Annotated in this window: 22 protein-coding genes; 1 reads left to right on the top strand and 21 read right to left on the bottom strand. The window is 65.4% G+C overall.

Going from position 1 to position 21,931, the window contains the following annotated elements; all coding sequences use genetic code 11:
- Window positions 1–276: 276 nt before the first annotated feature.
- From ACGLWX_RS15255 to cbiE, 9 genes are all read right to left on the bottom strand, one after another.
- Window positions 277–1,397, bottom strand: a protein-coding gene (locus ACGLWX_RS15255) for an IS3 family transposase (protein WP_396240957.1) whose coding sequence is annotated in 2 segments (ribosomal slippage) — window positions 277–1,139 and window positions 1,139–1,397 — 1,122 coding nt in all. Because the reading frame shifts where the segments join, the coding sequence is not laid out codon by codon here.
- Window positions 1,398–1,820: 423 nt separating this feature from the next.
- A complete protein-coding gene (locus tag ACGLWX_RS15260; RefSeq protein WP_396240959.1) occupies window positions 1,821–2,030 on the bottom strand; it encodes a BrnA antitoxin family protein in 210 nt (69 codons plus the stop codon).
- A gap of 106 nt (window positions 2,031–2,136) precedes the next feature.
- Complete coding sequence (locus tag ACGLWX_RS15265) at window positions 2,137–2,316, bottom strand: BrnT family toxin (protein WP_396240961.1); 180 nt, start codon at window positions 2,314–2,316, stop codon at window positions 2,137–2,139.
- 138 nt (window positions 2,317–2,454) lie between these two features.
- Complete coding sequence (locus ACGLWX_RS15270) at window positions 2,455–2,895, bottom strand: YtoQ family protein (RefSeq protein ID WP_396240963.1); 441 nt, start codon at window positions 2,893–2,895, stop codon at window positions 2,455–2,457.
- Window positions 2,896–2,994: 99 nt separating this feature from the next.
- Window positions 2,995–3,480: a hypothetical protein gene (locus tag ACGLWX_RS15275; RefSeq protein ID WP_396240964.1), complete on the bottom strand. Its 486-nt coding sequence runs from the start codon at window positions 3,478–3,480 to the stop codon at window positions 2,995–2,997.
- 77 nt (window positions 3,481–3,557) lie between these two features.
- Window positions 3,558–4,322 carry a precorrin-6A synthase (deacetylating) gene (gene cobF, locus ACGLWX_RS15280; RefSeq protein ID WP_396240965.1) on the bottom strand — a complete coding sequence of 255 codons (765 nt, stop codon included), beginning with the start codon at window positions 4,320–4,322 and terminating at the stop codon, window positions 3,558–3,560.
- Window positions 4,319–5,128 carry a precorrin-4 C(11)-methyltransferase gene (cobM, locus tag ACGLWX_RS15285; RefSeq protein ID WP_396240967.1) on the bottom strand — a complete coding sequence of 270 codons (810 nt, stop codon included), beginning with the start codon at window positions 5,126–5,128 and terminating at the stop codon, window positions 4,319–4,321. Before cobM ends, cobF begins: the two co-directional genes overlap by 4 nt.
- Window positions 5,125–5,496 (bottom strand): cobalamin biosynthesis protein, encoded by a 372-nt coding sequence (locus tag ACGLWX_RS15290; protein ID WP_396240969.1) that lies wholly within the window; start codon window positions 5,494–5,496, stop codon window positions 5,125–5,127. The genes cobM and ACGLWX_RS15290 overlap by 4 nt, the downstream gene beginning before the upstream one ends.
- Window positions 5,493–6,698 (bottom strand): precorrin-6y C5,15-methyltransferase (decarboxylating) subunit CbiE, encoded by a 1,206-nt coding sequence (gene cbiE, locus ACGLWX_RS15295; protein ID WP_396240971.1) that lies wholly within the window; start codon window positions 6,696–6,698, stop codon window positions 5,493–5,495. The genes ACGLWX_RS15290 and cbiE overlap by 4 nt, the downstream gene beginning before the upstream one ends.
- Window positions 6,699–6,716: 18 nt before the next feature.
- Between cbiE and ACGLWX_RS15300 the strand changes: the two genes are divergently transcribed.
- Entirely contained in the window at window positions 6,717–7,448 is a 732-nt protein-coding gene (locus ACGLWX_RS15300) for a cobalt-precorrin-6A reductase (protein WP_396240973.1), read from the top strand.
- A gap of 17 nt (window positions 7,449–7,465) precedes the next feature.
- Here the strand turns inward: ACGLWX_RS15300 and cobJ are convergent, their stop codons facing one another.
- The 12 genes from cobJ to ACGLWX_RS15360 are packed head-to-tail and all read right to left on the bottom strand — an operon-like array spanning window position 7,466 to window position 21,921.
- Window positions 7,466–8,215, bottom strand: coding sequence for a precorrin-3B C(17)-methyltransferase (gene cobJ, locus ACGLWX_RS15305; RefSeq protein WP_396240975.1), 750 nt, complete (start codon window positions 8,213–8,215; stop codon window positions 7,466–7,468).
- Window positions 8,212–8,937, bottom strand: coding sequence for a precorrin-2 C(20)-methyltransferase (gene cobI / locus ACGLWX_RS15310; RefSeq protein ID WP_396240977.1), 726 nt, complete (start codon window positions 8,935–8,937; stop codon window positions 8,212–8,214). Before cobI ends, cobJ begins: the two co-directional genes overlap by 4 nt.
- On the bottom strand, window positions 8,934–9,563 hold the full coding sequence (locus ACGLWX_RS15315; protein ID WP_396240979.1) for a precorrin-8X methylmutase: 630 nt from the start codon (window positions 9,561–9,563) through the stop codon (window positions 8,934–8,936). The genes cobI and ACGLWX_RS15315 overlap by 4 nt, the downstream gene beginning before the upstream one ends.
- A complete protein-coding gene (locus ACGLWX_RS15320; protein WP_396240981.1) occupies window positions 9,547–10,701 on the bottom strand; it encodes a cobalamin biosynthesis protein CobG in 1,155 nt (384 codons plus the stop codon). The genes ACGLWX_RS15315 and ACGLWX_RS15320 overlap by 17 nt, the downstream gene beginning before the upstream one ends.
- Window positions 10,698–14,504 carry a cobaltochelatase subunit CobN gene (gene cobN / locus ACGLWX_RS15325; RefSeq protein WP_396240983.1) on the bottom strand — a complete coding sequence of 1,269 codons (3,807 nt, stop codon included), beginning with the start codon at window positions 14,502–14,504 and terminating at the stop codon, window positions 10,698–10,700. Before cobN ends, ACGLWX_RS15320 begins: the two co-directional genes overlap by 4 nt.
- The gene (gene cobW / locus ACGLWX_RS15330; RefSeq protein WP_396240985.1) at window positions 14,504–15,619 is read right to left on the bottom strand and encodes a cobalamin biosynthesis protein CobW; all 1,116 of its coding nucleotides are present in this window, start codon (window positions 15,617–15,619) and stop codon (window positions 14,504–14,506) included. Before cobW ends, cobN begins: the two co-directional genes overlap by 1 nt.
- Window positions 15,606–16,967, bottom strand: coding sequence for a cobyrinate a,c-diamide synthase (locus ACGLWX_RS15335; protein ID WP_396240987.1), 1,362 nt, complete (start codon window positions 16,965–16,967; stop codon window positions 15,606–15,608). The genes cobW and ACGLWX_RS15335 overlap by 14 nt, the downstream gene beginning before the upstream one ends.
- Window positions 16,967–17,560: a cob(I)yrinic acid a,c-diamide adenosyltransferase gene (cobO, locus tag ACGLWX_RS15340; protein WP_396240989.1), complete on the bottom strand. Its 594-nt coding sequence runs from the start codon at window positions 17,558–17,560 to the stop codon at window positions 16,967–16,969. The genes ACGLWX_RS15335 and cobO overlap by 1 nt, the downstream gene beginning before the upstream one ends.
- Entirely contained in the window at window positions 17,557–19,299 is a 1,743-nt protein-coding gene (locus ACGLWX_RS15345; protein ID WP_396240991.1) for an AAA family ATPase, read from the bottom strand. Before ACGLWX_RS15345 ends, cobO begins: the two co-directional genes overlap by 4 nt.
- The gene (locus ACGLWX_RS15350) at window positions 19,296–20,093 is read right to left on the bottom strand and encodes an ABC transporter ATP-binding protein (RefSeq protein WP_396240993.1); all 798 of its coding nucleotides are present in this window, start codon (window positions 20,091–20,093) and stop codon (window positions 19,296–19,298) included. Before ACGLWX_RS15350 ends, ACGLWX_RS15345 begins: the two co-directional genes overlap by 4 nt.
- Entirely contained in the window at window positions 20,090–21,067 is a 978-nt protein-coding gene (locus ACGLWX_RS15355; RefSeq protein WP_396240995.1) for a FecCD family ABC transporter permease, read from the bottom strand. Before ACGLWX_RS15355 ends, ACGLWX_RS15350 begins: the two co-directional genes overlap by 4 nt.
- The gene (locus ACGLWX_RS15360; protein ID WP_396240997.1) at window positions 21,064–21,921 is read right to left on the bottom strand and encodes a cobalamin-binding protein; all 858 of its coding nucleotides are present in this window, start codon (window positions 21,919–21,921) and stop codon (window positions 21,064–21,066) included. The genes ACGLWX_RS15355 and ACGLWX_RS15360 overlap by 4 nt, the downstream gene beginning before the upstream one ends.
- Window positions 21,922–21,931 lie beyond the last annotated feature (10 nt).

Raw genomic sequence — 21,931 nt, forward strand, 5'->3', positions numbered from 1 at the left:
CAAATCTTAAGCTACACATCCTAGGCAATATAACAGTGATTATATAGCTGGCTGTATAACATCAATAAACGCGCCAGCTTATTCATTGATGTTATACAGCCGACAAAAATAATCGTAACTAGCTGTTCTATATATTTTCTCAAAAATCCTGGGCAGCATATTCATTATTCGCGTGCCCGCTCGTTTTTCCCGTTTCAATCATACTCTATTCACAAATTTATCTTAGGTCACGTGGTAATTTAGTGACATCGGTCAGCAATCGACGTCACCCCATCTTCAGTAGCACCTGGATTTAGAGTCTGACGTTACTTTATCGTTTTTTAACACCAGTTGCTCGGCATAGGCGGAAGGCGTTAGCCCGCCAAGACTCTTCTTCGGTCTTTCTTCGTTATACTCCCGTCGCCACGCCTCAATGATGACCCTCGCGTGATGTAGGCTGGTGAACCAGTGCTCATTTAGACATTCGTCTCTAAAACGCCCGTTGAACGATTCGATGTAGGCGTTTTGATTGGGCTTTCCAGGTTCGATTAAAAACAGGGCAACACCACGTTGATGAGCCCACGTCAGCATGGCGCGTCCGCAGAACTCCTTTCCATTATCCGTACGAAGGGCACTTGGAAGGCTACGTTGTAGCGCTAGATGGTCCAGAATCCGTGTTAACGACAGCCCGTCAATGGCACGGTCAGGCACGATAGCCACGGCTTCATGGGTGGCGTCGTCGACAATGGTGAGGTTCTTGATCACTCTCCCTTCCGCCGTGCGGTCAAACACAAAATCCATTGACCAGACCTGATTGGCAGCACCAGGGCGGCCCAGGGGCTTGCGTTCAGACAGAAGAATCTTCTTACGCTTGCATCGCTTTACCTGCAACCGAGCCGCCGCGTAGAGGCGCTCGACGCGCTTGTGATTGACTTGTTCACCGGCTTGACGCAGCTTCAGGTAGATCATGCCCGCGCCGTAACGACGATGCCGGTGTGCCAAGGCAATAATGCGTTCACGCAATGCCGCATTGCGGTCTGGGGCCGGTTGGTAGCGCAATGCACTGGCACTCATACGAATGACACGGAGCGCTCGACGCTCACTCAGGCCACGTGACACCATAAAATGCACCACGTCTCGACGTGCCAGGGCGCTCACCACTTTTTTCTCAGCGCCTCGCGAGTGACCTCCATCTCCAATAGCGACTCCGCGAGCAGCTTTTTCAGGCGTCCATTTTCGGCTTCGAGCTCTTTCAGTCGCTTGGAATCGGGGACGCTCATGCCACCAAACTTGCTGCGCCAAAGGTAATAACTGGCTTCCGAGAAGCCATGCCGACGACATAGCTCCTTGATGGGCAGTCCCGCCTCCGCTTCGCCCAAGAAGCCAATGATCTGTTCTTCGCTGAAACGCTTCTTCATGTCCAATCTCCTTAGCATAGGATTGGACTCTAAAGTGTAGCGCTACTCAATCTGGGGGTGACGTCGCAATAGGTCGTAGGCCTGCGTGAAATGCAGGTAGACGATGCTTTGGGAGCAATGTCAGGGAACGAGATCTAGCCAATTTTATGATGGAAAGTGAGAGCTGTTGCAGTATCGGGGCAGCTGGCGCTGCCTTTCGCGTGCTGAAGCGTGCTCCTACGGGGGCGGTGTTAGCTGGGTTGGATAGAATAGGGCCTGCAAGATATAGATGGGCCTGATTTCAGCTTTGAAGATTTACTATTGGTTTCGACACCCTGTCCGGTAGCGATGCAACAGATCCATGGTTCGGCTTAAGACCTTCTCGGCAAATCGCCATTTCCTTAGTTTTTCAGGGCCATGCAACGCTTGGCGAGTGCCGCCTCGTTATTGCCACTCAAGCTTTAGGTCTTTACGTGATTGCGCGCAATCTCGCAGATAAAGATTGATCAAGCTTTGATAAGGCAGGTCTTTTTCTTCCGCCAGCTTCTTGAAATACGCGATGGTGTCTTCGTCCAATCGGATCGTGACCTGTTTTTTGAGCTTTTTGGCGTAGGGGTTTTTGACGGACTCTGAAAAATCGTAATGATCACGCATGTTTATATCCTTCGTAAGTTCTACGCTCTCGTTTATTTGCCTTACGCGCCGAAATGATGCGGATGACCTCACCCTCTCGAACGCAGTGGCACACTACCAACAAACGCTATTGAATGCTGGTGCCGAGCAGTATGAAGCGGTCCTCGTTTTCGGAATGATCGGGGTCTGATATCAGGCGACCGAACTCGTCTGTAAACGCCGTTTTGGCCTCTTGAAAGGATACGCCGTGCTTTCGGCGATTGGCGGTATCCTTGTGTGGATCCCAGTCAAAGCATAAATGGCTCATGCATTACAGTGTAGTTATAGTATAGGTATTATCAAGGTCGGATGGTGGCGGTATCGGGGCAGCTGGCGCTGCCCTTCGCGCGCTGAAGCGCGCTCCTACAACACCAGAATGGGGGCGATTGCGAGAGGCGCTGGGGTATTAATCTTTCAGGACGTACTTCAACGTTTCCACGACTTGGTCGGTCGTGGTGCACCAGGCCTGCGCCCCGGCATCCACTTCTTTGAGCGGATGCACGATATCCTCGCTATGCAGAGTGATATACGGCTTGGCCAGCGCCGAGCAGTAGCCGGCATCGAACGCTGCGTTCCACTGTTTGTACTTGTCGCCGAAGCGTACGACGACCAGATCAGATTGCTCGATCAGTGTGCGGGTGCGGATGGAGTTGACCTTGGAGGATTGGTGGTCGCGCCAGAAGCTGTTTTCCGGCTTGCCCAGGTGATCGCCGGCGGCGTCGCTGGCGTCGTGGTCGGTGACCGGGGCGGTGAAGACGATGTCCAATCCTGCTGCGTCGGCGCCGCGTTGGATCTCGTCGCGCCAGTCGGTGTGAATCTCGCCGGAGAGGTAGACGTAAAAGCTCATGGGGTGCTCCTTGGGTGTCAATGCATTGTGAGGTGGTGGTTGGAAATCGTGAGCGCCGGAAGATTCCGCGCCTTTAAGGCTCGCGAAATAAGAATTGCCCTACTCTGCACGCCGGGCCTGATCGATGCGTTCGATCAGCTCGTCGACCTGGTGGTTTTCGAGCCGCAGGCGTTTGAACGAGATTTCCGCGAACCCGAGCTTACGGCGGATGGGGAGAAACACCACCTCGCGGCTACTGGCAGCGGCCTCGCGCAGCGTTAGCGTCACCTTGTCTGGCGAGCCCATGGCGGCGTAGTTCACGTTCATCACGTCCTTAAGTTTGATCGTTTCGTGCCGCTCGCCATAGACGAAAATCAAACAATCCCCGCCGTCGTAAACGCGGTCGGCTACGCCGGCGAACACCTTTTTGAACATCCGCCGGCCAGCCACCAGCATGATCAGCGGTATCAGCAGAAAGGGCGTGAAGGTGTCCGCCGTGACCAGCCCGACCAGGAAGATGAAGCCGACCACCGATAGCCATAGAAACGGAAACACCCGGCGGCTGAAAAAGGCCGAGCGCGAAATGACCGGCAGGTTCTGGTACATCGGCGTCGTTCCAAAAGCGGCGATTAAAAACGGTGGCCGTCATTTTATGGAAAAACCTTCCAGATGCCTACCGGCGCTCAAAGAAGCGGCTCGCGGGCCAGCAGATAACTATCCATGATCCAGCCGTACTGGTCGCGAAGCGCGGCCCGGCGCTCGAGAATCTGCTGCTCGACGTCTTTCAGGCGCCCTTCGATCAGGCACTGCTTCTCCATGCCAAGATACGCCCCCCACCAGATATGCACGTGCTTGTCCTTAAGCGCGCTGAACGCCCCGCCGCTGTCGAGCATTACCGCCACAGTGGCGGCATCATTCGGCCACCCCTTCTCGCGCAGCCGCCGGCCGGTAGTGATATGGACCGCCCCCGCCAGGGCGTTGAGCGGTATGCGGTGCTCGGCGGTGAGTACCTGCAGGCTGGTAATGCCGGGAATGACGCTGACCTCGATCTCGCGCCCGCTTGCCAGCAGGCGCTTGGCGATGCGCAGGCTGCTGTCATAAAGCGAAGGGTCGCCCCACACCAGCATGGCGGCGCGCCCGCCTTGGGGCAGGTGCTGTTCAAGAAGCTGCGCCCACACGGCGGCAATGGACGCGTGCCAGTCGTTGACCGCGCCCAGGTACGGGGCGCTTGCGTCACGCGTGGGCAGGTCGAATTCGACGACGTTCGCAGCACTTCTGTTTTCCAACAGCTCATCGCAAAGCAGGCGGCGCAGGTCGATCAAATCACTCTTGGCCTCGCCCTTGCGCGGCAGCAGAATCACGTCCGCCTCGTTCAGCGCGCGCACCGCGGCCAGCGTCACGTGATCCGGGTTGCCGGTGCCGATACCGATGAATGAAAGCGCAATCACGGCTCACGCTCCTCATCAATCCCCGTATCGCCGTGAGCGAAGGGGGAATCCGCCGACTGCGGGCGAAAGCGGCGATCGTACCCTACCGCGTACAAGCTGCTCTCCTGGAAGTCGTCGCACGCGAGCACCGGGCCGACCAGAATCAGCGCGGTGCGCTGGAGCGCCTCGCCCATTTGCGCCTCGATGGTGGAAAGCCGCCCGCGCAGTACGCGCTCGTCCGGCCAGCTCGCCCGCCAGACGATCGCGACCGGGCAGTCGCCGCCGTAAAAAGGCGTGAGCCGCGCCACCACATCGCTCAAATTGTGTACGGAAAGATGAATCGCCAGCGTCGCGCCGCTTTCGGCGAAGCGCTCCAGCGTCTCGTTTTCCGGCATTTGGCTGGCCCGGCCCGAGGTGCGGGTGAGCACGACGGACTGCGCCACGCCGGGCAGCGTCAGCTCCTGCTCCAGCGCCGCCGCGGCGGCGGCGAAGGACGGCACGCCCGGCGTCACGCTGAAGGGAATAGCAAGCTCCCGCAGGCGGCGAAGCTGCTCGCCGAGCGCCGACCACACCGATAAATCGCCGGAGTGCAGCCGGGCAACGTCCTGGCCTGCGGCGTGGGCGCGCTGGATCTCGTCGATGATCTCATCGAGCGATAGCGGCGCGGTGTTGACGATGCGCGCACCCGCCGGGCAGTGGGCCAGAATCTCCTCGGGCACTAATGAGCCGGCATAGAGGCACACCGGGCAGGCGGCGATCAGATCGCGCCCTCTAAGCGTGAGTAAATCCGGGGCGCCGGGGCCGGCGCCGATGAAATGAACCGTCATGTCTCACCTTTAGGCGCCACCGCCAGCGCGGCGGTGGCCTTTCTGTCGTTGGAAATCAGCCGCGGGGCCAGAAGCCGCGCGCCGGGGCCGGCTGCCAGCAGCGCGGCGGCCTCCGCTACGCTGCCCGTGCCAAACGCCTGGTGACTACGTGCCGAGTGGGTCAGCGTCTCGGCGCGGGCGAGCGCCTCATCCGCCACCAGGCTGACCGAAAGCCCGCGCGCTTGGCCGAGCCGCTGCACCAGCGCCTGCTTGCTCTCGGCGGCGGCGAGCCGCTCGACCGGTCCAAAGCGCTCGATCAGCGCCTCCAGCGCCTGGGAAAGCGAATCGAGCGTGGCCTCGCTGGAATACCCAAGCCCAGCCACCTTCATCGCACGCCCCGCCACTGCACGATCGGGTAGCTCGCTTTCCAGCCGCGTTTGGCGCCGAGCGGCGCGGCACTGGCAAGCTCGATCCTCAAAAGCTCGCCACCGGCTACCCGCTGCCAATGGGCAAGCAACGCCTCGGACTCCAGCGTGACCGCGTTGGCCACCACCCGCGTGCCCGCGGGTAGGCGCTGCCACAGCGCGTCCAGCAGCGCCTGCGATAGCCCGCCGCCGATGAACACTGCATCCGGTGGCTCAGCGTCCCCGAGCAGTTCCAACGCGGCGCCCTCTTTCACCTCCAGCCAGTCCACCCCTAGCTGCTCGGCGTTTCGCCGCGCCCGGGCGGCGCGCTCGCCGTTTTGCTCGAAGCCGGTGGCGCGGTTGTCCGGGTGCGCCAGCAGCCACTCGATGGCGACGGAGCCGGAGCCAGTGCCGATATCCCACAGCCGCTCACCGGGCTTAGGGGCAAGCGCACACAGCGTGAGCGCGCGCACCGCCTGCTTGGTGATCTGGCCGTCGTGCTCGAAGAAGTGATCCGGCAGCCCCGATGCGCGCGGCAGCGCCGGGCCGTCACCCGCCACCTCGATAGCGACGGCCACCGGGTGGGCGATGTCGGCGGGAAGCAGCACTTGGGCGGAAAGCTCCCTCACGCGCTCCTGAGCGCCGCCCAACGCCTCCAGCACGGTTAGCGTCGAGTCCCCAAAACCAAGGCGTGTGATCAGCGCGGAAAGCTCCGCCACCGCCGCGCCGTCGCGCAGCAGCACCAGAAGCTTTTGGCCCGGCTGCAGGTGCGGGCGAAGGCGCGTCAGCGGCCTGGCGTGAAGCCCTAAACAGCAGCAGCGCTCGAGCGGCCAGCCAAGGCGCGCCGCCGCCAGGCTAAAGGTCGAGGGCGCGGGCAGCGCCTGCCACTCGTGCCACTCGAGATAGCGGGTAATACTCGTGCCCGCACCGAACCAGAACGGATCGTTCGACACCAGCATCACCACCCGGCGGCCGCGCTCGGCCAGAAGCCACGGGATGCCCTCACTAAAGGGCACCGGCCACTCGCGAATCTCGGCGGCAAGCTCAGGGAGAAGGCGAAGGTGGCGCCGCGCGCCGAAGACCACCTCGGCGGCGTCCAGCTCGCGCCGGCTTGCGGCGGTGAGCCCGGCTGTGCCACTCTCGCCCCACCCAATGATTGTGAGCCAGGCCCCGTCTGCTAACTCCATGCGTTACATCCTGAAACCATGAAAAACGTGTTGATTCTTGGCGGCACCACCGAGGCAAGCGCGCTGGCCCAGGCCGTGGCCGCCCGCGGGCTAAGTGCCACCTTCAGCTACGCCGGGCGGGTGAGCCGCCCCAAACCCCAGCCGCTGCCGACTCGCGTGGGCGGCTTTGGCGGCGTGGCGGGGCTGGTCGATTTTATCGCCCGTGAACGTATTACCCATATCGTCGACGCCACCCACCCTTTTGCTGCGCAGATGAGCCGCCACGCGCTGGCGGCGGCGGCGCACACCGGCGCCCGCGCCCTGGCGCTGACCCGCCCACCCTGGCGTGAAATGGAGGCCGACCGCTGGCAGCGCGTGGCGAGCATCGAAGCCGCCGTCGAGGCGCTCGACGGGCCGGCAGAGCGCATCCTGCTGGCCATCGGCCGGCTGCATCTGGACGCGTTCAGCGCCCGGCCCCAGCACCACTACCTGCTGCGCCTGGTCGAAGAACCCGCCGTGCCGCCGCCGCTTGCCCGCTACAAGGCGGTGATCGACCGCGGCCCGTTCACGCTTGAAAACGATCTTGAGCTGCTCAAAACCGAGCGCATCACCCGCATCGTGTGCAAGAACGCCGGCGGCAGCGGCGCGGCGTCCAAGATTCTGGCCGCCCGAGCCCTCAGTCTTCCAGTCACGATGATCGACCGCCCCCGCCTTCCGCCGCGCCAGGAGGCGCATAGCGTCGACGAGGTGCTGGCCTGGCTCGAGGCCTAGTCTCACGATACTTGGCCTCACGCCACCGAGCGCGGCGTGTAGACCAGCGGCGCGGCGGCGCGCTCGATCACTCGCGTCAGGCTCGAGCCGACGATCACCAGCGTGCGCATGTCCGCCATTTCCGGGGTGGCATCACCAAGCGTTACCACGCGAATCGACTCCTCCGGGGTGGATACCGCCCGTGCGAAGATGATCACGCGCTCGGGCTCGCACTCCTCACGCAGCACGTCGAGCGTACGCTCGAACCCAATCGGGCGCGATGTTGATCGCGGGTTGTAAAACGCCATGGCGAAGTCGGCAATGGCCGCCAGGCGCAGGCGCTTTTCGATCAGCGCCCAGGGCTTGAGGTTGTCGGAAAGATTGATGCAGCAGAAATCGTGGCCCAGCGGCGCGCCGGCCCGGGCACTGGCCGCCAGCATGGCGGAAATACCCGGCAGCACCTGAATATCGAGCGCGCGCCACGCCGGTTTTCCGGCTTCGAGTGCCTCGAACACCGCCGCGGCCATGGCGAATACGCCGGGGTCGCCGGAGGAGACCACCGCCACGCGCTTGCCCTCACAGGCCATATCGAGTGCGGCCTCGGCTCGGCGAATCTCCTCACGGTTGTCCGAGCCGTGGCGGGTCAGGCCTTCGCGCGGCGCCACGCGGTTCACATAAGGCACGTAGCCCACCACGTCAGTGGCCTCAGCAAGCGCGGCCGTGACCTCCGGCGTAATCATCGAATCCGCGCCCGGGCCCAGCCCGACGATTTTGACCCAGCCGCTCATGGGCGCCTCCCGTGTCCATGAATCAGCACGATCGAGAAGTAAGGCACCCGGTCGCCGGCCTCAGTCAGTGGCACCACGCGCTGGTTCTCCATGGCGGCGTACTCGATCAGCCAGGCATCCTCCTCGCGCCCGGCGGCCTTGAGCGCCCGGCGCAGCTTGGCCAAGTGCCGGCCGATCTTCATCACCACCAGCGCGTCGGTTTGGCGGATGCGATTAAGCAGTTGCGCTTCGGGGAGGGTCGCCATCGCCACGGTGAGCACGTCGTCGCCCCAGGTAATGGGCGCCCCCGTGGCGGTCCAGGCCGCCGACATGCCGGTGATACCGGGCACCACGTCCACCGGCACGCGCTCCAAAAGCCGCGTGTAAAGGTGCATGAACGAGCCGTAGAAGAACGGGTCGCCTTCGCAAAGCACGACCACGCCATGCCCGGCGGCGCTGATCTCGACGAGCTGGGCCACGCACTGCTCGTAAAAAGCGGAGAGCAGCGCGTTGTAGCGCGGGTCATCGAAAGGAATTTCGGTGGTGACCGGGTACTCCATGGCAAGCTCGACGACGTGCTCGCTCAAGAGCCCCTCGACGATGCTGCGGGCGTGGCCCTTTTTGCCCTTCTTGCGAAAGTAGGCGATGTGGGTGGCGCCACGAATCAGTCGGTCCGCGCGCACGCTCATCAAATCCTGACAGCCGGGGCCCAGGCCCACGCCCTTGATGCAACCGTTACTCATTCGACGCGATCCGCCAGCGCGTTGACCGCGGCCACGGTAACCGCACTGCCCCCCAAGCGCCCGCGCACGATGCAGCCGGGAATGGCCGGGTTCCCCCACAGCGCTTCCTTGGATTCCGCCGCGCCGACGAAGCCCACCGGGCAGCCGATCACCGCCGCCGGGCGGGGGCAGTCGGGGTCTTCGAGCATATTGAGCAGGTGAAACAGCGCCGTCGGGGCGTTGCCGATCGCCACCACCGCGCCTTCCAAGTGCGGCCGCCAGAGTTCCAGCGCCGCCGCCGAGCGGGTGTTGGCCATTTTTCGGGCCAATATTGGTGTGCGCTCATCATGCAGCGTGCAGATTACGTCGTTACTGGCCGGCAGGCGCTTGCGGGTGATGCCCTCAGAGACCATGCGCGCATCGCACAGAATCGGCGCGCCGGCCTCGAGCGCCGCTCTCGCGCGGTTGACCATATCGTTTTGGAAGTGGATATGGGCGGCAAGCTCCACGAGGCCTGCGGCGTGGATCATGCGCACGGCCACGACCTCCTCTTCCGGGCTGAAGCGAGAAAGCGCTGCCTCGCGGCGGATGATCGAAAACGACTCCCGGTAGATCGCCGGGCCGTGGGTTTCATAGGTGTAAGGCACCCAACTTCTCCAAATAGTCCAGTACGTCGGGCTCCGTGAGCCCGCGCGCCGCCGGTTCGCCGTCGGCGCGGTCATTGATCAGTACGTCGAAGCGGCCACCGCGCCCGGTCAGGCACACCGCCGCCTGGCGGCTTCGCGCGCAGCCCTTGGCGCAGCCGGATACGTGTAGGCTGCCCGTTTTATGGTGAGAAAGCCGCGCGGCCATGGCGTGGGTATCCACGCTTGCCTGAGCGCAGAACGGCGCACCGGGGCAGGCGTCCATCGAAAGGCGCGGATCACCCGGCTCGGTAATCACACCGGGCAGCGCGGGCAGGCGCGCGGCAGCAGCACCGGTGACCAGCAGCCGTCGCCAGGGCGTCACGCGCAGCCGGCATGTTTTAAAAGGTGTCACGAGGGCGCGCAGCGACGCCGCGTCGACTCGCCCAAGCGAAAGCCCCACCACCGCGCCCAACGGGTGCGCGCCAAGCCTAAGCGCCTGGCCCTGTGCCATCGGGGCCGCGTCTTGCTGCGCCCAGGCCGGCAGCGGCGCGCGGTGGCGGCCAATGCGTTTGGCCTGCTCCCCGCCGCTCTCCATGAACCAGTGGCACAGCTTGACCACCAGGTGGGCGGCGGCCTCGGCGCTTTCGATGCGGGTCCCCAGCGCGCGGCCTTCGCAGCGCACCAACAGCGCGCCGGTATCATCGCGTTCGATGCGAAAGTCTGCCGGGGCGTCACCGAGCACCGGTGCCACGCCGGCGTCCAAGGCAATGCCGACCTTGGCGGGAAGCGCGGGAAAGTCGCTCTCTTCAAGGCGCCGGGCGGCGCGGTGAGTGTCGTCATTTTCGCGCCACTCGGGCGAGAGCATCAGCGGCGGGCGGCGCTCGTCAAAGGCGCTCGGTGGCGCCAGGCCGTGCTCGACGAGAAAGTCCATCAGCGCAGGCCAGGTGTTTTCGCTCACCCCGCGAAGCTGCACGTTGGCGCGGCTAGTCAGCTCGATCAGGCCGCTGCCGAAGCGCTCAGAAGCCTGGGCAAGTGCCAGCGCCTGTGCGCGGGTTAGCTCGCCAAGCGGCGGGCGCACGCGCACCAGCCAGCCGTCGCCGGTTTCCATCGGCCGCCAGGCGCCGGGGCACCAGCCCTTGACGTCAAACGGCGCGCTCACGGGCCGCCCTGCTCGCGGGCGTCGTCCAGCGCCAGCAATAGATCCTCGAGCGCCTCGCCGTGTTGGCCCGGGTTTTGCCACAGGCCGCGCTGGGCGGCCTCGCACAGGCGCTCGGCCATCTCCTCGAGCGCGGCCGGGTTGTGCTCGCGCAAAAACGCCTGGTTCGCTTCGTCGAGCACCAGCGCCTGGCTCACCTGGGCGTACTGGTGGTCGGCGACCAGATCCGTCGTCGCGTCATAGGCGAACAGGTAATCGACCGTTGCCGCCATTTCGAAGGCGCCCTTGTAGCCGTGCTCACGCATCGCCTCGATCCACTTGGGGTTCAACACCCGGGCGCGGATCACTCTGGCAAGCTCCTCTTTTAGCGTGCGTACTTTGGGCGCAGCCGGGTTGGCGTGGTCGGCGTGAAAAATCGCCGGCGCCTCGCCGCTTAGTGCGCGGCTGGCGTTCGCCATGCCGCCCTGAAAGGCGTAATAGGTGTTGGAGTCGAGAATGTCGTGCTCGCGGTTATCCTGGTTGTGCAGCACCGCCTGGAGCCCTTCGATCTGACGATCAAAAGCGCCGCGCGCGGGGGCACCAAAATTCTCGAACTGCCCGTAGGCGTAGGCGCCGGCAGAGAGGTACGCCTCGGCCAGCTCATCCGCGCTCTCCCAGGCGCGGTTTTCGATCAGCCGGCCCAGCCCCGCGCCGTACTCGCCGGGCTTGCTGCCGAAAATGCGGTAGCGCGCCTGCTCGCGGGCCTTTTCTGAATCCAGGCCCTCGGCTTCGAGCTCATGGGTACGCGCCAGCACCGCCTGGCGGATGGTGTTGCTATCGCCGGGCTCCTGGTACTCGGCCACCGCCTCGACGGCGGCGTCGAACAGGCGAATCACGTTGGGGAAGGCGTCGCGGAAAAAGCCGGAGACGCGCAGCGTGACGTCGACCCGGGGCCGGCCCAGCAGCATGGCGGGAATCACCTCGAAGTCGACCACCCGCTGGGAGCCCAGCGACCACTGCGGGCGCACGCCCATCAGCGCAAAGGCCTGGGCGATGTCGTCGCCGCCGGTGCGCATGGTCGCGGTTCCCCAGATCGAAAGCCCGAGCCGGCGTGGAAAGTCGCCATGATCCTGCAGGTAGCGCTCGACGAACGCCTGGGCGGATTTTTCCCCCAGCCGCCAGGCCGCCGGCGAGGGAATCGCGCGGTTATCGACGCTGTAAAAGTTGCGCCCGGTGGGCAGCACATCCAGCCGCCCCCGGCTCGGCGCACCGCTCGGCCCCGCCGGCACGAAGCGCCCGGCAAGCCCCTTGAGTAGCGAACCCAGCTCCATCTCGACGCCGCGAGTGAGCGTCGCCCACAGCCGGCGGGCGAAATGAAGCTGATCGGCGGTGCTCGGATAATCGCGAGCGAGCGTCTCGAGATCGCCATCGCCCAGCGCATACGCCTCGACCAGAGCCTCGGCTAAAAGCTCCAGGCGCTCGCGGGTGTCGGCGCCGGTGCGCCAGGGGCTTGCCAGCAGCGCATCGAGCACCGCGGGGCGGTCGCCCTGCCACGCCTCACTACCCGCGGCCAGCGGGTCGAACCCGAGCCCGAGATCCTCGGCCAAACAGTGCAACAGGCCTTTACCCGCCTCGGCGTCGCCGCGGGGCAGGCGTAGCAGTGCCACCAGCGTGCCGGCGCGCTTTTCTACCGGCGGCGCGCTTCCCAGCACGTGCAGGCCGTGGCGAATCTGGCTCTCCTTGATATCGCACAAAAACGTATCCAGCTCGCTGAGTAGCTCGGCGTCGCACTCGGCGGCGGCCTCGCCTGACTGGGCAAGCTCCTGGTCGATGCCGGTGTCGCGCAGGTGCGCAAGGATTTGGCTTCGAATCAGCGCCTCGCGCCTCGGGTCCATGTCCAGCGCCTGGTAGTACTCGTCACACAGCGCCTCGAGCTCGGCCATCGGCCCGTAAAGCTCGGCGCGCGCCAGCGGCGGCATCAGGTGGTCGATGATCACCGCTTGGCTTCGCCGCTTGGCCTGGGCGCCTTCGCCCGGGTCGTTGACGATGAACGGGTAGAAGTGCGGCATCGGCCCGAGCGCCACTTCCGGCCAGCAGGTGGCGTCGAGCCCGGTGCTCTTGCCCGGCAGCCACTCAAGGCTTCCGTGCTTGCCCACGTGCACCAGCGCATCGACGCGGTAGTGCTCGCGCAGCCACAGGTAGAACGCCAGGTAGCTGTGCGGTGGAGCGAGCGCCATGTCGTGGTAGCTCTGGGTGAGATCTTCAATGAAGTCCCGTTCGGGCTGGATGCCCACGAACGTCTCGCCCAGGCGCACGCCTGAAATCATCAGCCGGCCCTGGCGGTACTTCGGGTCCTCTTCCGGGGCGCCCCAGCGTGTCAATACGGTGGTTTGAAGCGCCTGGGGGAGTGTGTCGAACCAGACGCGGTACTCGCTTACATCGATGCTCTGCCAGCAGCCGCGCTGGGTAAGGCCTTCCGGGGCGTTGGTGATCGTCTCCTGTAGCAGGCGAATCAGCGCATCGCCGCTTTCGGGGATGTCGGCCACCGAGTAGCCGGCGCCTTGAAGCGCCAGCAGAAGTTTGCGCGTCGAGGCCGGCGTATCGAGCCCTACGCCGTTGCCGATGCGCCCGTCGCGGTTGGGGTAGTTGGCCATTACCAGCGCCACGCGTTTTTGCGCGCTGGGCGTATCACGCAGCGCCTGGTAGCGCCAAGCCAGGCGCGCGACGAACGCGGCGCGCTCGGCATGCAGCGCGTGGTGGGTAATCGAAAGCTGGCAGCGCTCGTTGAAGTGCGCCTCGCTCTTGAAGCCAACGGGCCGGGTGATGACGCGGCCGTCCATTTCCGGCAGCACGATCTGCATCGCCACGTCCCGGGCGCGAAGCCCGGCACTAGATGATTCCCAATCCTCGACAGTGCTGCTCGACAGCATCGCCTGAAGCACTACCGGCTCACCGGTGAAGAGGCTCTCGCCCGCCGCGTCGTCTTCGGTAGCGCTACGGTTGACCGAAAAGCTCGTGGTGTTGAGCAGCACCGCCGCGCCGGTCTCCTCGATCAGGTAGTCGACGAACTCGACGCAGGCGGCCTCCTTGAGTGAGGCGACCGCCACCGCCAGCGGCGAAAAGCCCTGCTCCAGGAGCGCCGTCAAAAGCCCATCGACCACGCCGGTATTGCCGCCCAGCAAATGGCTACGGTAGAACACCACCAGGCACGCGGGGCCTTTTCGCGCGGCCCGCCAGTCGCGCAGCGTGGCCGCGCCGTTTTCCGGGGCGTAGATCAGCGCCGGCGGGATCACTTTTGGCTCGCGCCCGCTGTAGAGCGCCTCAAAACCGGTCAAACAGCGCGCGGCGATAAAGCGTAAAAGCTGCTCGGCGTTGTCCACCCCGCCTTCGCGCAGAAAGCGCCACACCCGGTGGGCGTCATCGAAGGCGATGCTGGAGGCGGAAAGTAACGCATCGTCCGGCGCGTCGCAGCCGGGTACGAGAATCAGCTGGCGCTCGGGCCTCCCCGCCGCCCAAGCCTCGAGGCGCTCGACGCCGTACTGCCAGTAGCCCTGGCCGCCGAGCAGCGACACCACCGCCAAGCGCGCGTGGTCGAGCACCTTGTGCTCGTAGAGATCGAACGCCGCAGGCTTGGCCAGGTTCATCCAGTTGGCCAGGCGCAGGCTGGGGTAGGGGTAGGCGTCGCCCAGCCGCTCACAGGCGCTCGCCAGCGCCGACAGGTTGCTGTCGGCAGCGGAGAGAATCACGACCTCAGCAGGGCTTTGCTGCAAATCGACGATGCCCTCATCGTCGACGAAGCCTCCGGGTTTGGCGGCGAACAGATGCATCAGGCTTGCGCGACTTCCGCGTTGGCGAGCGCCGCGTGCAGCGCGTCACGGTTGAGATGGCGGCCGATCAACACCAGCTGGGTTTGGCGCGCCTCGCCCGCCGCCCAAAGGCGATCGAAGTAGCCTTCCAGGCGCTTGCCCACCGCCTGCACCACCCGGCGCATGGGCTTGCCCGGCACCGCGGCGAAGCCCTTGGCGCGGTAGATGTGTTGGGTATCGAGAATCTGTTGAAGCGCGGCCTCCAGAGCGGTGGCGTCGACCTCGCCAAGCGTCACCACGCAGGAGTCGAAGTGGTCGTGGGCGTGATCGTGGTGGGCGCCTTCGGCGTGGTGCTTGTCGTGGTGATTGGTGATCGCATCGATGCCCTCTTCGCTTGCCGCGCCGATGCCCATCAGCGCCTCGAGCTTAGCCGCGTCAGCGCCAAAGGTGGCGTCGATGAATAGCGTCTTCACCGAGGCGGGCACCTTCGCCGCCACCGCCGCCTCGACGCGCAGCTTCTCATCGTCGCTGAGAAGATCGGTCTTGCTGACCAGCACCAGATCCGCCGCGCTCAGCTGGTCGTCCAGCAGCTCCTGCAGGCTCGGGTCGTGATCCAGGCTCTCATCCGCCAAGCGCTGGGCGGCCACGCGTTCCTCGTCGTGGGCGAAGCGCCCGGCGGCCACCGCCGGGCCGTCGATCACGGTGATAATCGCATCCACCGTGCAGTGTTGGCGCACTTCCGGCCAGTTGAACGCCTGCACCAAGGGTTTGGGCAGCGCCAGCCCGCTGGTTTCGATCAGGATGTGGTCGATGCGCTCGCGCCGCTCGACCAGCCTTTTCATCACCGGCAAAAACTCCTCCTCCACGGTGCAGCAGATGCAGCCGTTGGCGAGCTCATAGATGCCGTCGTCCTCCTCCGCGATACGAGCACCCTCGTCCTCTTCGCACTCCAGCGCGCAGCTTCTCAACAGATCTGAGTCAATGTCCTGCTCGCCGAACTCGTTGACGATCACGGCAATACGCTTGCCGGTCATCTGGCGCAGAATGCCTGCCAGCAGCGTGGTCTTGCCGCTGCCGAGAAACCCGGTGACGACGGTGGCGGGAATCTTGCTGAGCTGTACGTTACTGGGCTGCATGATCGAATGCCTCGCAGGATGTTGAGTCGCAAACCGCTTGGCGCGCGAAGAGCGCGGCCACGGCGTCGGGGTTGTTGGGGAAAAACAGGTGCAGATAGGTGGCGGTCAGGCGCCTTTCGCGGTAGATCGCCTCGCCAGGCGCCGGGTGTCGCTGGCGGCGGCCAAAACCGATCGGTTCCGGGGTGCCCTCGGCCATCGAGCGGTGGTGGGCATGGCCGCGAATCTCGCCTTCCGGCAGTGTCGCGCTCTGCATGCCCTGGCAGCCGCGCCGCCCGCGCATCGCGCCGTGGCCCGCCAACAGCCCGAGCATCGCATGACACCGATCGTCATAGTCGGTCAGCGTCTCCAGGCTGTAGAGCAGCCCGCCGCACTCGGCGAGAATCGGCTTGTCAGCTTCGAAAAACTCGCGGATCGCCGCTTTCATGGCGTGGTTGTCGGCCAGCGCCGCCGTGTGAAGCTCCGGGTAGCCGCCGGGCAGCCAGAGCGCGTCGCACTCAGGCAAGTGGCTATCCGACAGCGGCGAGAAGAACGCAAGCGTCGCCCCCAGCGCCTCAAGCAGATCGAGATTCGCTTGGTAGATGAAGCTGAAGGCCGCGTCGCGGGCCACGCCCACGGTATGCCCGGCAAGCGCCAACGCCGGCACCGGCGGCGCGTGCTGCGAGGCTGTGAAGCTTACCGGTTCGAGCGCGTCCAGCGCCTGCAAGAACCCGGCGGCTTGTACCGCATCCGCTCCGGCCTCGAAACGCGCCTCCAGTTCGTTCTTAATTTCATCCGCCTGCACCAGTCCCAGATGGCGCTCGGGTAGCGTGAGTGCGGGGTCGCGGGGCAGGTTTGCCAGCAGCGGTATGTGCGCGGGAAGCGCCCCTTCGATCAGCTCGCGGTGGCGGGCGGTGGCGCAGCTGTTGGCGATCAAACCGGCGATCCGAATGTCGGCTCTATATCCGGCGAGCCCCGCCATCACCGCGCCAGCGGTCTGCGCCATGCCCTTGACGTCCATCACCACCGCCAGCGGAATATCGAACAGCGCCGCCAGATCCGCGCTCGAAGGCTCGCCATCGAAAAGGCCCATCGCGCCTTCGACCAGGATCAAGTCGGCCTCAACCGCGGCTTCATAAAAGCGCTGGCGGCAGTAAGCTTCGCCCGCCATCCAGAGATCCAGCGGCTCCACCGGGGCGCCGCTTGCCTGAGAAAGAATTTGCGGGTCCAGGTAGTCCGGGCCGGTCTTGAACACGCGCACCGTCTTGCCTTGGCGTTTCAACAGCCTGGCAAGCGCGGCGGTTACGGTGGTCTTGCCTTGGCCGGAGGCCGGGGCGGCGATGAACAGCGCGGGGCAAAAAGCGGTGGCCATCAGTATTCGATCCCCTTTTGCGCCTTCACCCCGGCGCGGAAGGCGTGGCGCTCGTCGTTGACGACGCTGATGGTATCGGCGATCTCCTGAAGCGGTGTGGCCATGGTGCGCCCGGTAATGATCACGTTCTGGTGCGCCGGGCGCTTTTGCAGCGCCTCGACTATTGGTGCCACGTCGAGATAGCCGTACTTGAACATGTAGCTCATTTCATCGAGCACGATAATGTCGATGGCCGGGTTCTCGAGAAGGCCTTGGGTGATGGCCCAAGCGGCCTCTGCGGCTTCGACATCGCGCTCGCGGTCCTGGGTTTCCCAGGTGAAGCCCTGGCCCATGATGTGCCACTCAAGGCGCGGGTGGTCGCGAAAGAACAGATACTCGCCGGTTTCACGCCGGCCCTTGATGAACTGCACCACCGCCCCATGTTGGCCGTGGCCGAGCGAACGCGAGAGCGTGCCGAGTGCGGAGCTGCTCTTGCCCTTGCCGTTGCCTTTCAGAAGAATCAGCACGCCGCGCTCTACGTTCGCCTGACTGATGCGCTCGTCGACGACCGCTTTTTTGCGCTGCATGCGGTTTTGATGGCGCTCATCGCTCATGGTGACTCCTCGAAGGGCAGAATTTGGTAGCGGGCATTAAGCTCCCGGGCGAGCCGTGGCCCTTGGCCCCGCTTGACGCGGCTCTGTTCGATATCGAGCACGTGGCACTCGCCAAGCGGGGCAAGGCCCACAAGCGACTCGCGGGTGCGCCCGTCGGTAATCAGATAGGTGCGAATATCGAGGCCCGGCTCGCGGCGCTGCCACTGGCGCACCTGACCTGCCGCCTCGCTCACCATTTTGGCCAGCGGCGTGCCGCCGCCGGCGCCCACGGCGTCCAGCATCGCCGCCAGGCTTTTCGGCGCGCGCTGGCGCGACAGCAAGGGCGTGACGGCATCGTTGCCGAAACCATAAACGGCGAGCTGCTCGCGGGCGATATACGCCTGGTGGGCCAGCGCCTCGACGAAGCCCTTGGCGCGGCCCAGAAGCCGCCCGCTGAAAGTCGAGCCGGAGGTGTCCAGCAGCACCAGATGAAGCCGGGCTGCCCCGGTGCGCACCGGGCGATATTTAAGCGCTCGCCAGGGCCGCGCGCCGCGATTGGCGGTGATCGTCGCGAAAACGTCCAGCCGCGGTGCGGGGCCGGGCTGGCGCTTGAGCCGGCCAGCGCCTGGCGCGCTGCTTGGGTGTGCGCCGCCGGGCGACGCCTCACCGGGCGACGCTGTTTTTGAAGGCGCGCTTTCTTTGAGCGCGCCCGCCTGGCCCTCGGCGGTGCGCTGAGAAAGCGGCGGCATCGCGCCCCACTGCCCCGCGCCGCTGTCCTGACTTGATGACGAGCTTGATGACGGGCTCGATGACGAACGCTGCCCGCCAGTCCCCTTTTGAGAGCCGGAAGCAGCACCGTCGCCGTTCTGCTCGCCACTGTTCGACCCGCCCGGCGGCTCCAACGGCGCGGTACGCCGGTGGGCCAGCACCCAGGGCTCGACGGCATCGATATCGGCCTGCTCGACTCTCGAAACCTCGCGCCAGGCGGCGTGGGCACGGGCGGCGCGGTGCCAAGTCACGTCGGCGCGAAGCCCTTCGACCGCGGCCTGATCGCAGCGCCTGGCGATTTGCTCGAAAACCTGATCAGGTACGTCGATCTCATCGACACGGGCACGAGCGCGGGCGATGCGCTCGATCAGCGCGCGCTCGGTATCCAAGTGGGCGGCGATGAACGCGTGCGGGTCGCGATCGAACGCCTCGCGGCTTCGCACGATGGCGATACGCTCGGCCACGCTGACGCTGCCCGGCTGCTCGACGCAGAGCCCAAAGCGGTCGAGCAGCTGTGGGCGTAACTCGCCTTCGTCCGGGTTCATGGTGCCGATCAGGCTAAAGCGCGCCGGGTGGGTGTGGCTCACGCCGTCGCGCTCGACCACGTTGGTACCGCTTGCCGCCACGTCGAGCAGCAGATCCACCAGCGTATCTGCCAGGAGGTTCACTTCGTCCACGTAAAGAATGCCGCCGTGGGCGCGCGCCAGAAGCCCCGGCTGGAAATGCACTTCGCCGTCGGCGAGCACGCGATTGACGTCGAGACTTCCCGTCAGGCGGTCTTCGCTCGCTCCCAGCGGCAAAGTGACGAACGGCGCCTGGCCGCTTTCACCCTGGGGCAGCAAGGCGGCCAGCGCCCGCGCCAGCGTCGACTTGGCGCTGCCGCGCGGCCCGCTGATCAGCACGCCGCCGATGCGCGGGTCGATCACGTTGAGCGTCAGCGCGGTCTTCAGCGGCTCATAGCCGACCACGCCGGCAAAGGGGAACGCGCTCATGCCTGTCTCCTTGCGCGGTGGGGGTCATGGTCATGGCGCGGCATGAACACCGCCACGCCGTCGATCTCGGCGGTGCTCAGCGGCTGGTCATAGAGCCGCTCGAGTGCCTCCAGGCCCAGCACGTCGTCAGTCGGGCCGGCCTGAACGTCGCCGTTTGAATGCAGCAGCAGCGCGTGGCTGCACCAGCGCGCGGCCAGGTTCACGTCGTGCAAACACATCATCACCGTGCGCCCGTGAGCGGCCCGTTCACTCAAAAGCGCCATCGCCGCGCTCTGATGGTGCAGGTCCAGGTGGTTGGTCGGCTCGTCGAGCAGCCACACCCCCGGGTCCTGGACAACCAGCGTGGCGAGCGCCACCCGCTGGCGCTCGCCGCCGGAAAGCGAACTCACCAGGCGCTGCTCGAATCCGGCCAGATCGAAGGCGGCCAGCGCCGCTTCAACGCGCTCGCTATCGCCGGGCGTTTCGTGTTGGAAAAGCGATAGATACGGGTGGCGACCCATCATCACGGTTTCGAATACCGTGGCGGGAAAGCCGTCCACGCGCTCCTGAAACACCAGCCCCAGCCGCCTGGCCACGTCGCGGCGGGCAAGCGTACTCAGCGGCTGCTCGTCCAAATAAACATTGCCTGCGCGCGGCGCCTTGAGTCCGGCGAGCGTATGCAACAGCGTGGTCTTGCCCGCCCCGTTAGGGCCCAGCACGCCCCACACTTGGCCGGGCGTGATCTCGATATCCAGCGCTTGGGCCTCGCGGCCGGGAATCGCAAGCGTCAGCGCCCTGGCGCAAAGCGCGCTCATGTCCGGCTCCGGCTGAGCAGCAGCAAAAAGGTGGGCACGCCGAGCAGCGCGGTGATCACGCCGACCGGCAGCTGCTCCGGAGCGATCAGCGTGCGCGCGAGCGTATCCGCCAGTAGCAGCAGCGTGCCGCCGGCGAGCGCGCAGGCGGGCAAAATGCGGCGCTGGTCGTTGCCCAGCACAAGGCGCAGCATGTGCGGCACGACCAGCCCCACGAAGCCGATGCTGCCGGCAGTGGTGACCGCCACGGCGGTCAGAAGGCTTGCCAAAAGATAGATGCCCCACTCGAAGCCGCGCACGTTCACCCCAAGGGCGGCGGCCTGCAGCGAGCCACGGGCCAGCACGTTGAGGCTTCTCCCCAGCGGCCATAAAAGCGCGCAGGTCAGCACCAGCAGAGCCAGCGGCGGCCAGGGCGTGCGCGCATAGGCGAGATCGCCCATCAGCCAGTAGAGCATGCCCGGCAGGCGCTCGGCGGGGCTCATGGCGAGCATCAGCGTGACCAGCGCCCCCCAGCCGGAAGCCACGACCACGCCGGTGAGCAGTAACCTCGCCGGCGTCCAGCCGCCGCGCCCCTGAGCCAAGCCAAACACCAAAAGCGTCGAGAAAAGCGCTCCTGCAAACGCCGAGCCGGTGACCAGCAGCCCGCCCAGGCCCGCCAGCATCGCGCCAAGCGCCCCGATGCTCGCCCCACCGGAAAGCCCGAGCACGTAAGGGTCGGCGAGCGGGTTTCGCAAGAGCACCTGCATCAGCGCACCCGCCACGGCGAGCAGCCCACCCACGGCGAAAGCGGAAAGCGCCCGGGGCAGGCGAAGATCGAACACTAAGGTGTGAGCGAGGCTTTCGCCCTGCCCGAACAGCGCCCGCGCGAGCTCAGCAACCGATAGCGAGGCGCTGCCGGTGGCGAGCGCCAGGGCAAGTGCGGCGAGGGCGAGCGCCGCCAGCGCCACGGGCCAGAAACTCAGCGCCCGGCCATTCACGGTGCCTCTCCGGCGCGGGTCGTCGCCAGGTGCTCGCAAAGAAGCCGCGTCCCTTCGACCAGCCGCGGCGTGGGCCGCTGAATGAGTGACGGCGGCACGAGGTAGAGGTGATTGTTTTGCACCGCGCGAAGCTCCGGGTAGCGGCTCCAGTGATCGAGCCAGTCGCGGTTCTCCTCGCCCATGCCGCCGGCGACGATCACCGCCGGGTCGGCGGCGAGCACCGCCTCGTCGTCCAGGCGCGGTACCAAGCGTTCCAGCTCGCCAAACACGTTGCGCCCGCCGCACAGGCGAATCACCTGGCCGATCAGGTGCGCGTCGTTGACGCTCATCAGCGGTGAATCCCACACCTGGTAGAAGGTATCGACCGGCGCTTCTCCCGCGTACTGCGCCTCGAGCGCGGCCATGTCGCGAACGAAATTATCGGCCACGCGGCGGCCTTCGGCCTCGGTGCCGGCAAGCGCAGCCAGGCGCTCGATGGCGCTGGCCACGCCGTCGACGCTGCGCGGCTCGATATAAAACACCGCCATGCCGAGCGCTTTTAGCGTTTCGAGCTGCTCGGCGGGGTTGCCGGTCACCCAGCCGATGGCCAGATCCGGCTCGAGCGCCACCAGCGCTTCCAGATCCAGCCGGGTATGGCTGCCGATGGATGCAATCTCTTTGGCCTCGGGCGGGTAGTCGCTGAACGAGACCACGGCGACGACCTGCTCACCCGCACCGGCGGCGAAAGCCAGCTCCGTCGCCCCCGGTGACAGCGCGGCGATGCGCTCAGCAGGCGCGCTCAGGCACACCTCGCGCTCCAGGTCGTCGAGCGCACACACCTCGGCCCGAGCGGCGCTAACGCAAAGCGCCGCCATAAGGCCTACA

The organism is Halomonas sp. HMF6819, assembly GCF_044335525.1.
In the GTDB taxonomy this organism is placed as follows: Bacteria; Pseudomonadota; Gammaproteobacteria; order Pseudomonadales; family Halomonadaceae; genus Vreelandella.

Coding starts and splice junctions, on each gene's coding strand:
- ACGLWX_RS15260 (WP_396240959.1), bottom strand. CDS start 2,030: ATGCGTGATCATTACGATTTTTCAGAGTCCGTCAAAAACCCCTACGCC.
- ACGLWX_RS15345 (WP_396240991.1), bottom strand. CDS start 19,299: ATGAGCGCGTTCCCCTTTGCCGGCGTGGTCGGCTATGAGCCGCTGAAG.
- ACGLWX_RS15265 (WP_396240961.1), bottom strand. CDS start 2,316: ATGAGCCATTTATGCTTTGACTGGGATCCACACAAGGATACCGCCAAT.
- cobJ (WP_396240975.1), bottom strand. CDS start 8,215: ATGAGCGGCTGGGTCAAAATCGTCGGGCTGGGCCCGGGCGCGGATTCG.
- cbiE (WP_396240971.1), bottom strand. CDS start 6,698: ATGGAGTTAGCAGACGGGGCCTGGCTCACAATCATTGGGTGGGGCGAG.
- ACGLWX_RS15275 (WP_396240964.1), bottom strand. CDS start 3,480: ATGTACCAGAACCTGCCGGTCATTTCGCGCTCGGCCTTTTTCAGCCGC.
- cobN (WP_396240983.1), bottom strand. CDS start 14,504: ATGCATCTGTTCGCCGCCAAACCCGGAGGCTTCGTCGACGATGAGGGC.
- cobM (WP_396240967.1), bottom strand. CDS start 5,128: ATGACGGTTCATTTCATCGGCGCCGGCCCCGGCGCCCCGGATTTACTC.
- ACGLWX_RS15335 (WP_396240987.1), bottom strand. CDS start 16,967: ATGGCCACCGCTTTTTGCCCCGCGCTGTTCATCGCCGCCCCGGCCTCC.
- ACGLWX_RS15350 (WP_396240993.1), bottom strand. CDS start 20,093: ATGAGCGCGCTTTGCGCCAGGGCGCTGACGCTTGCGATTCCCGGCCGC.
- ACGLWX_RS15270 (WP_396240963.1), bottom strand. CDS start 2,895: ATGAGCTTTTACGTCTACCTCTCCGGCGAGATTCACACCGACTGGCGC.
- ACGLWX_RS15290 (WP_396240969.1), bottom strand. CDS start 5,496: ATGAAGGTGGCTGGGCTTGGGTATTCCAGCGAGGCCACGCTCGATTCG.
- cobI (WP_396240977.1), bottom strand. CDS start 8,937: ATGAGTAACGGTTGCATCAAGGGCGTGGGCCTGGGCCCCGGCTGTCAG.
- cobW (WP_396240985.1), bottom strand. CDS start 15,619: ATGCAGCCCAGTAACGTACAGCTCAGCAAGATTCCCGCCACCGTCGTC.
- ACGLWX_RS15360 (WP_396240997.1), bottom strand. CDS start 21,921: ATGGCGGCGCTTTGCGTTAGCGCCGCTCGGGCCGAGGTGTGTGCGCTC.
- ACGLWX_RS15300 (WP_396240973.1), top strand. CDS start 6,717: ATGAAAAACGTGTTGATTCTTGGCGGCACCACCGAGGCAAGCGCGCTG.
- cobO (WP_396240989.1), bottom strand. CDS start 17,560: ATGAGCGATGAGCGCCATCAAAACCGCATGCAGCGCAAAAAAGCGGTC.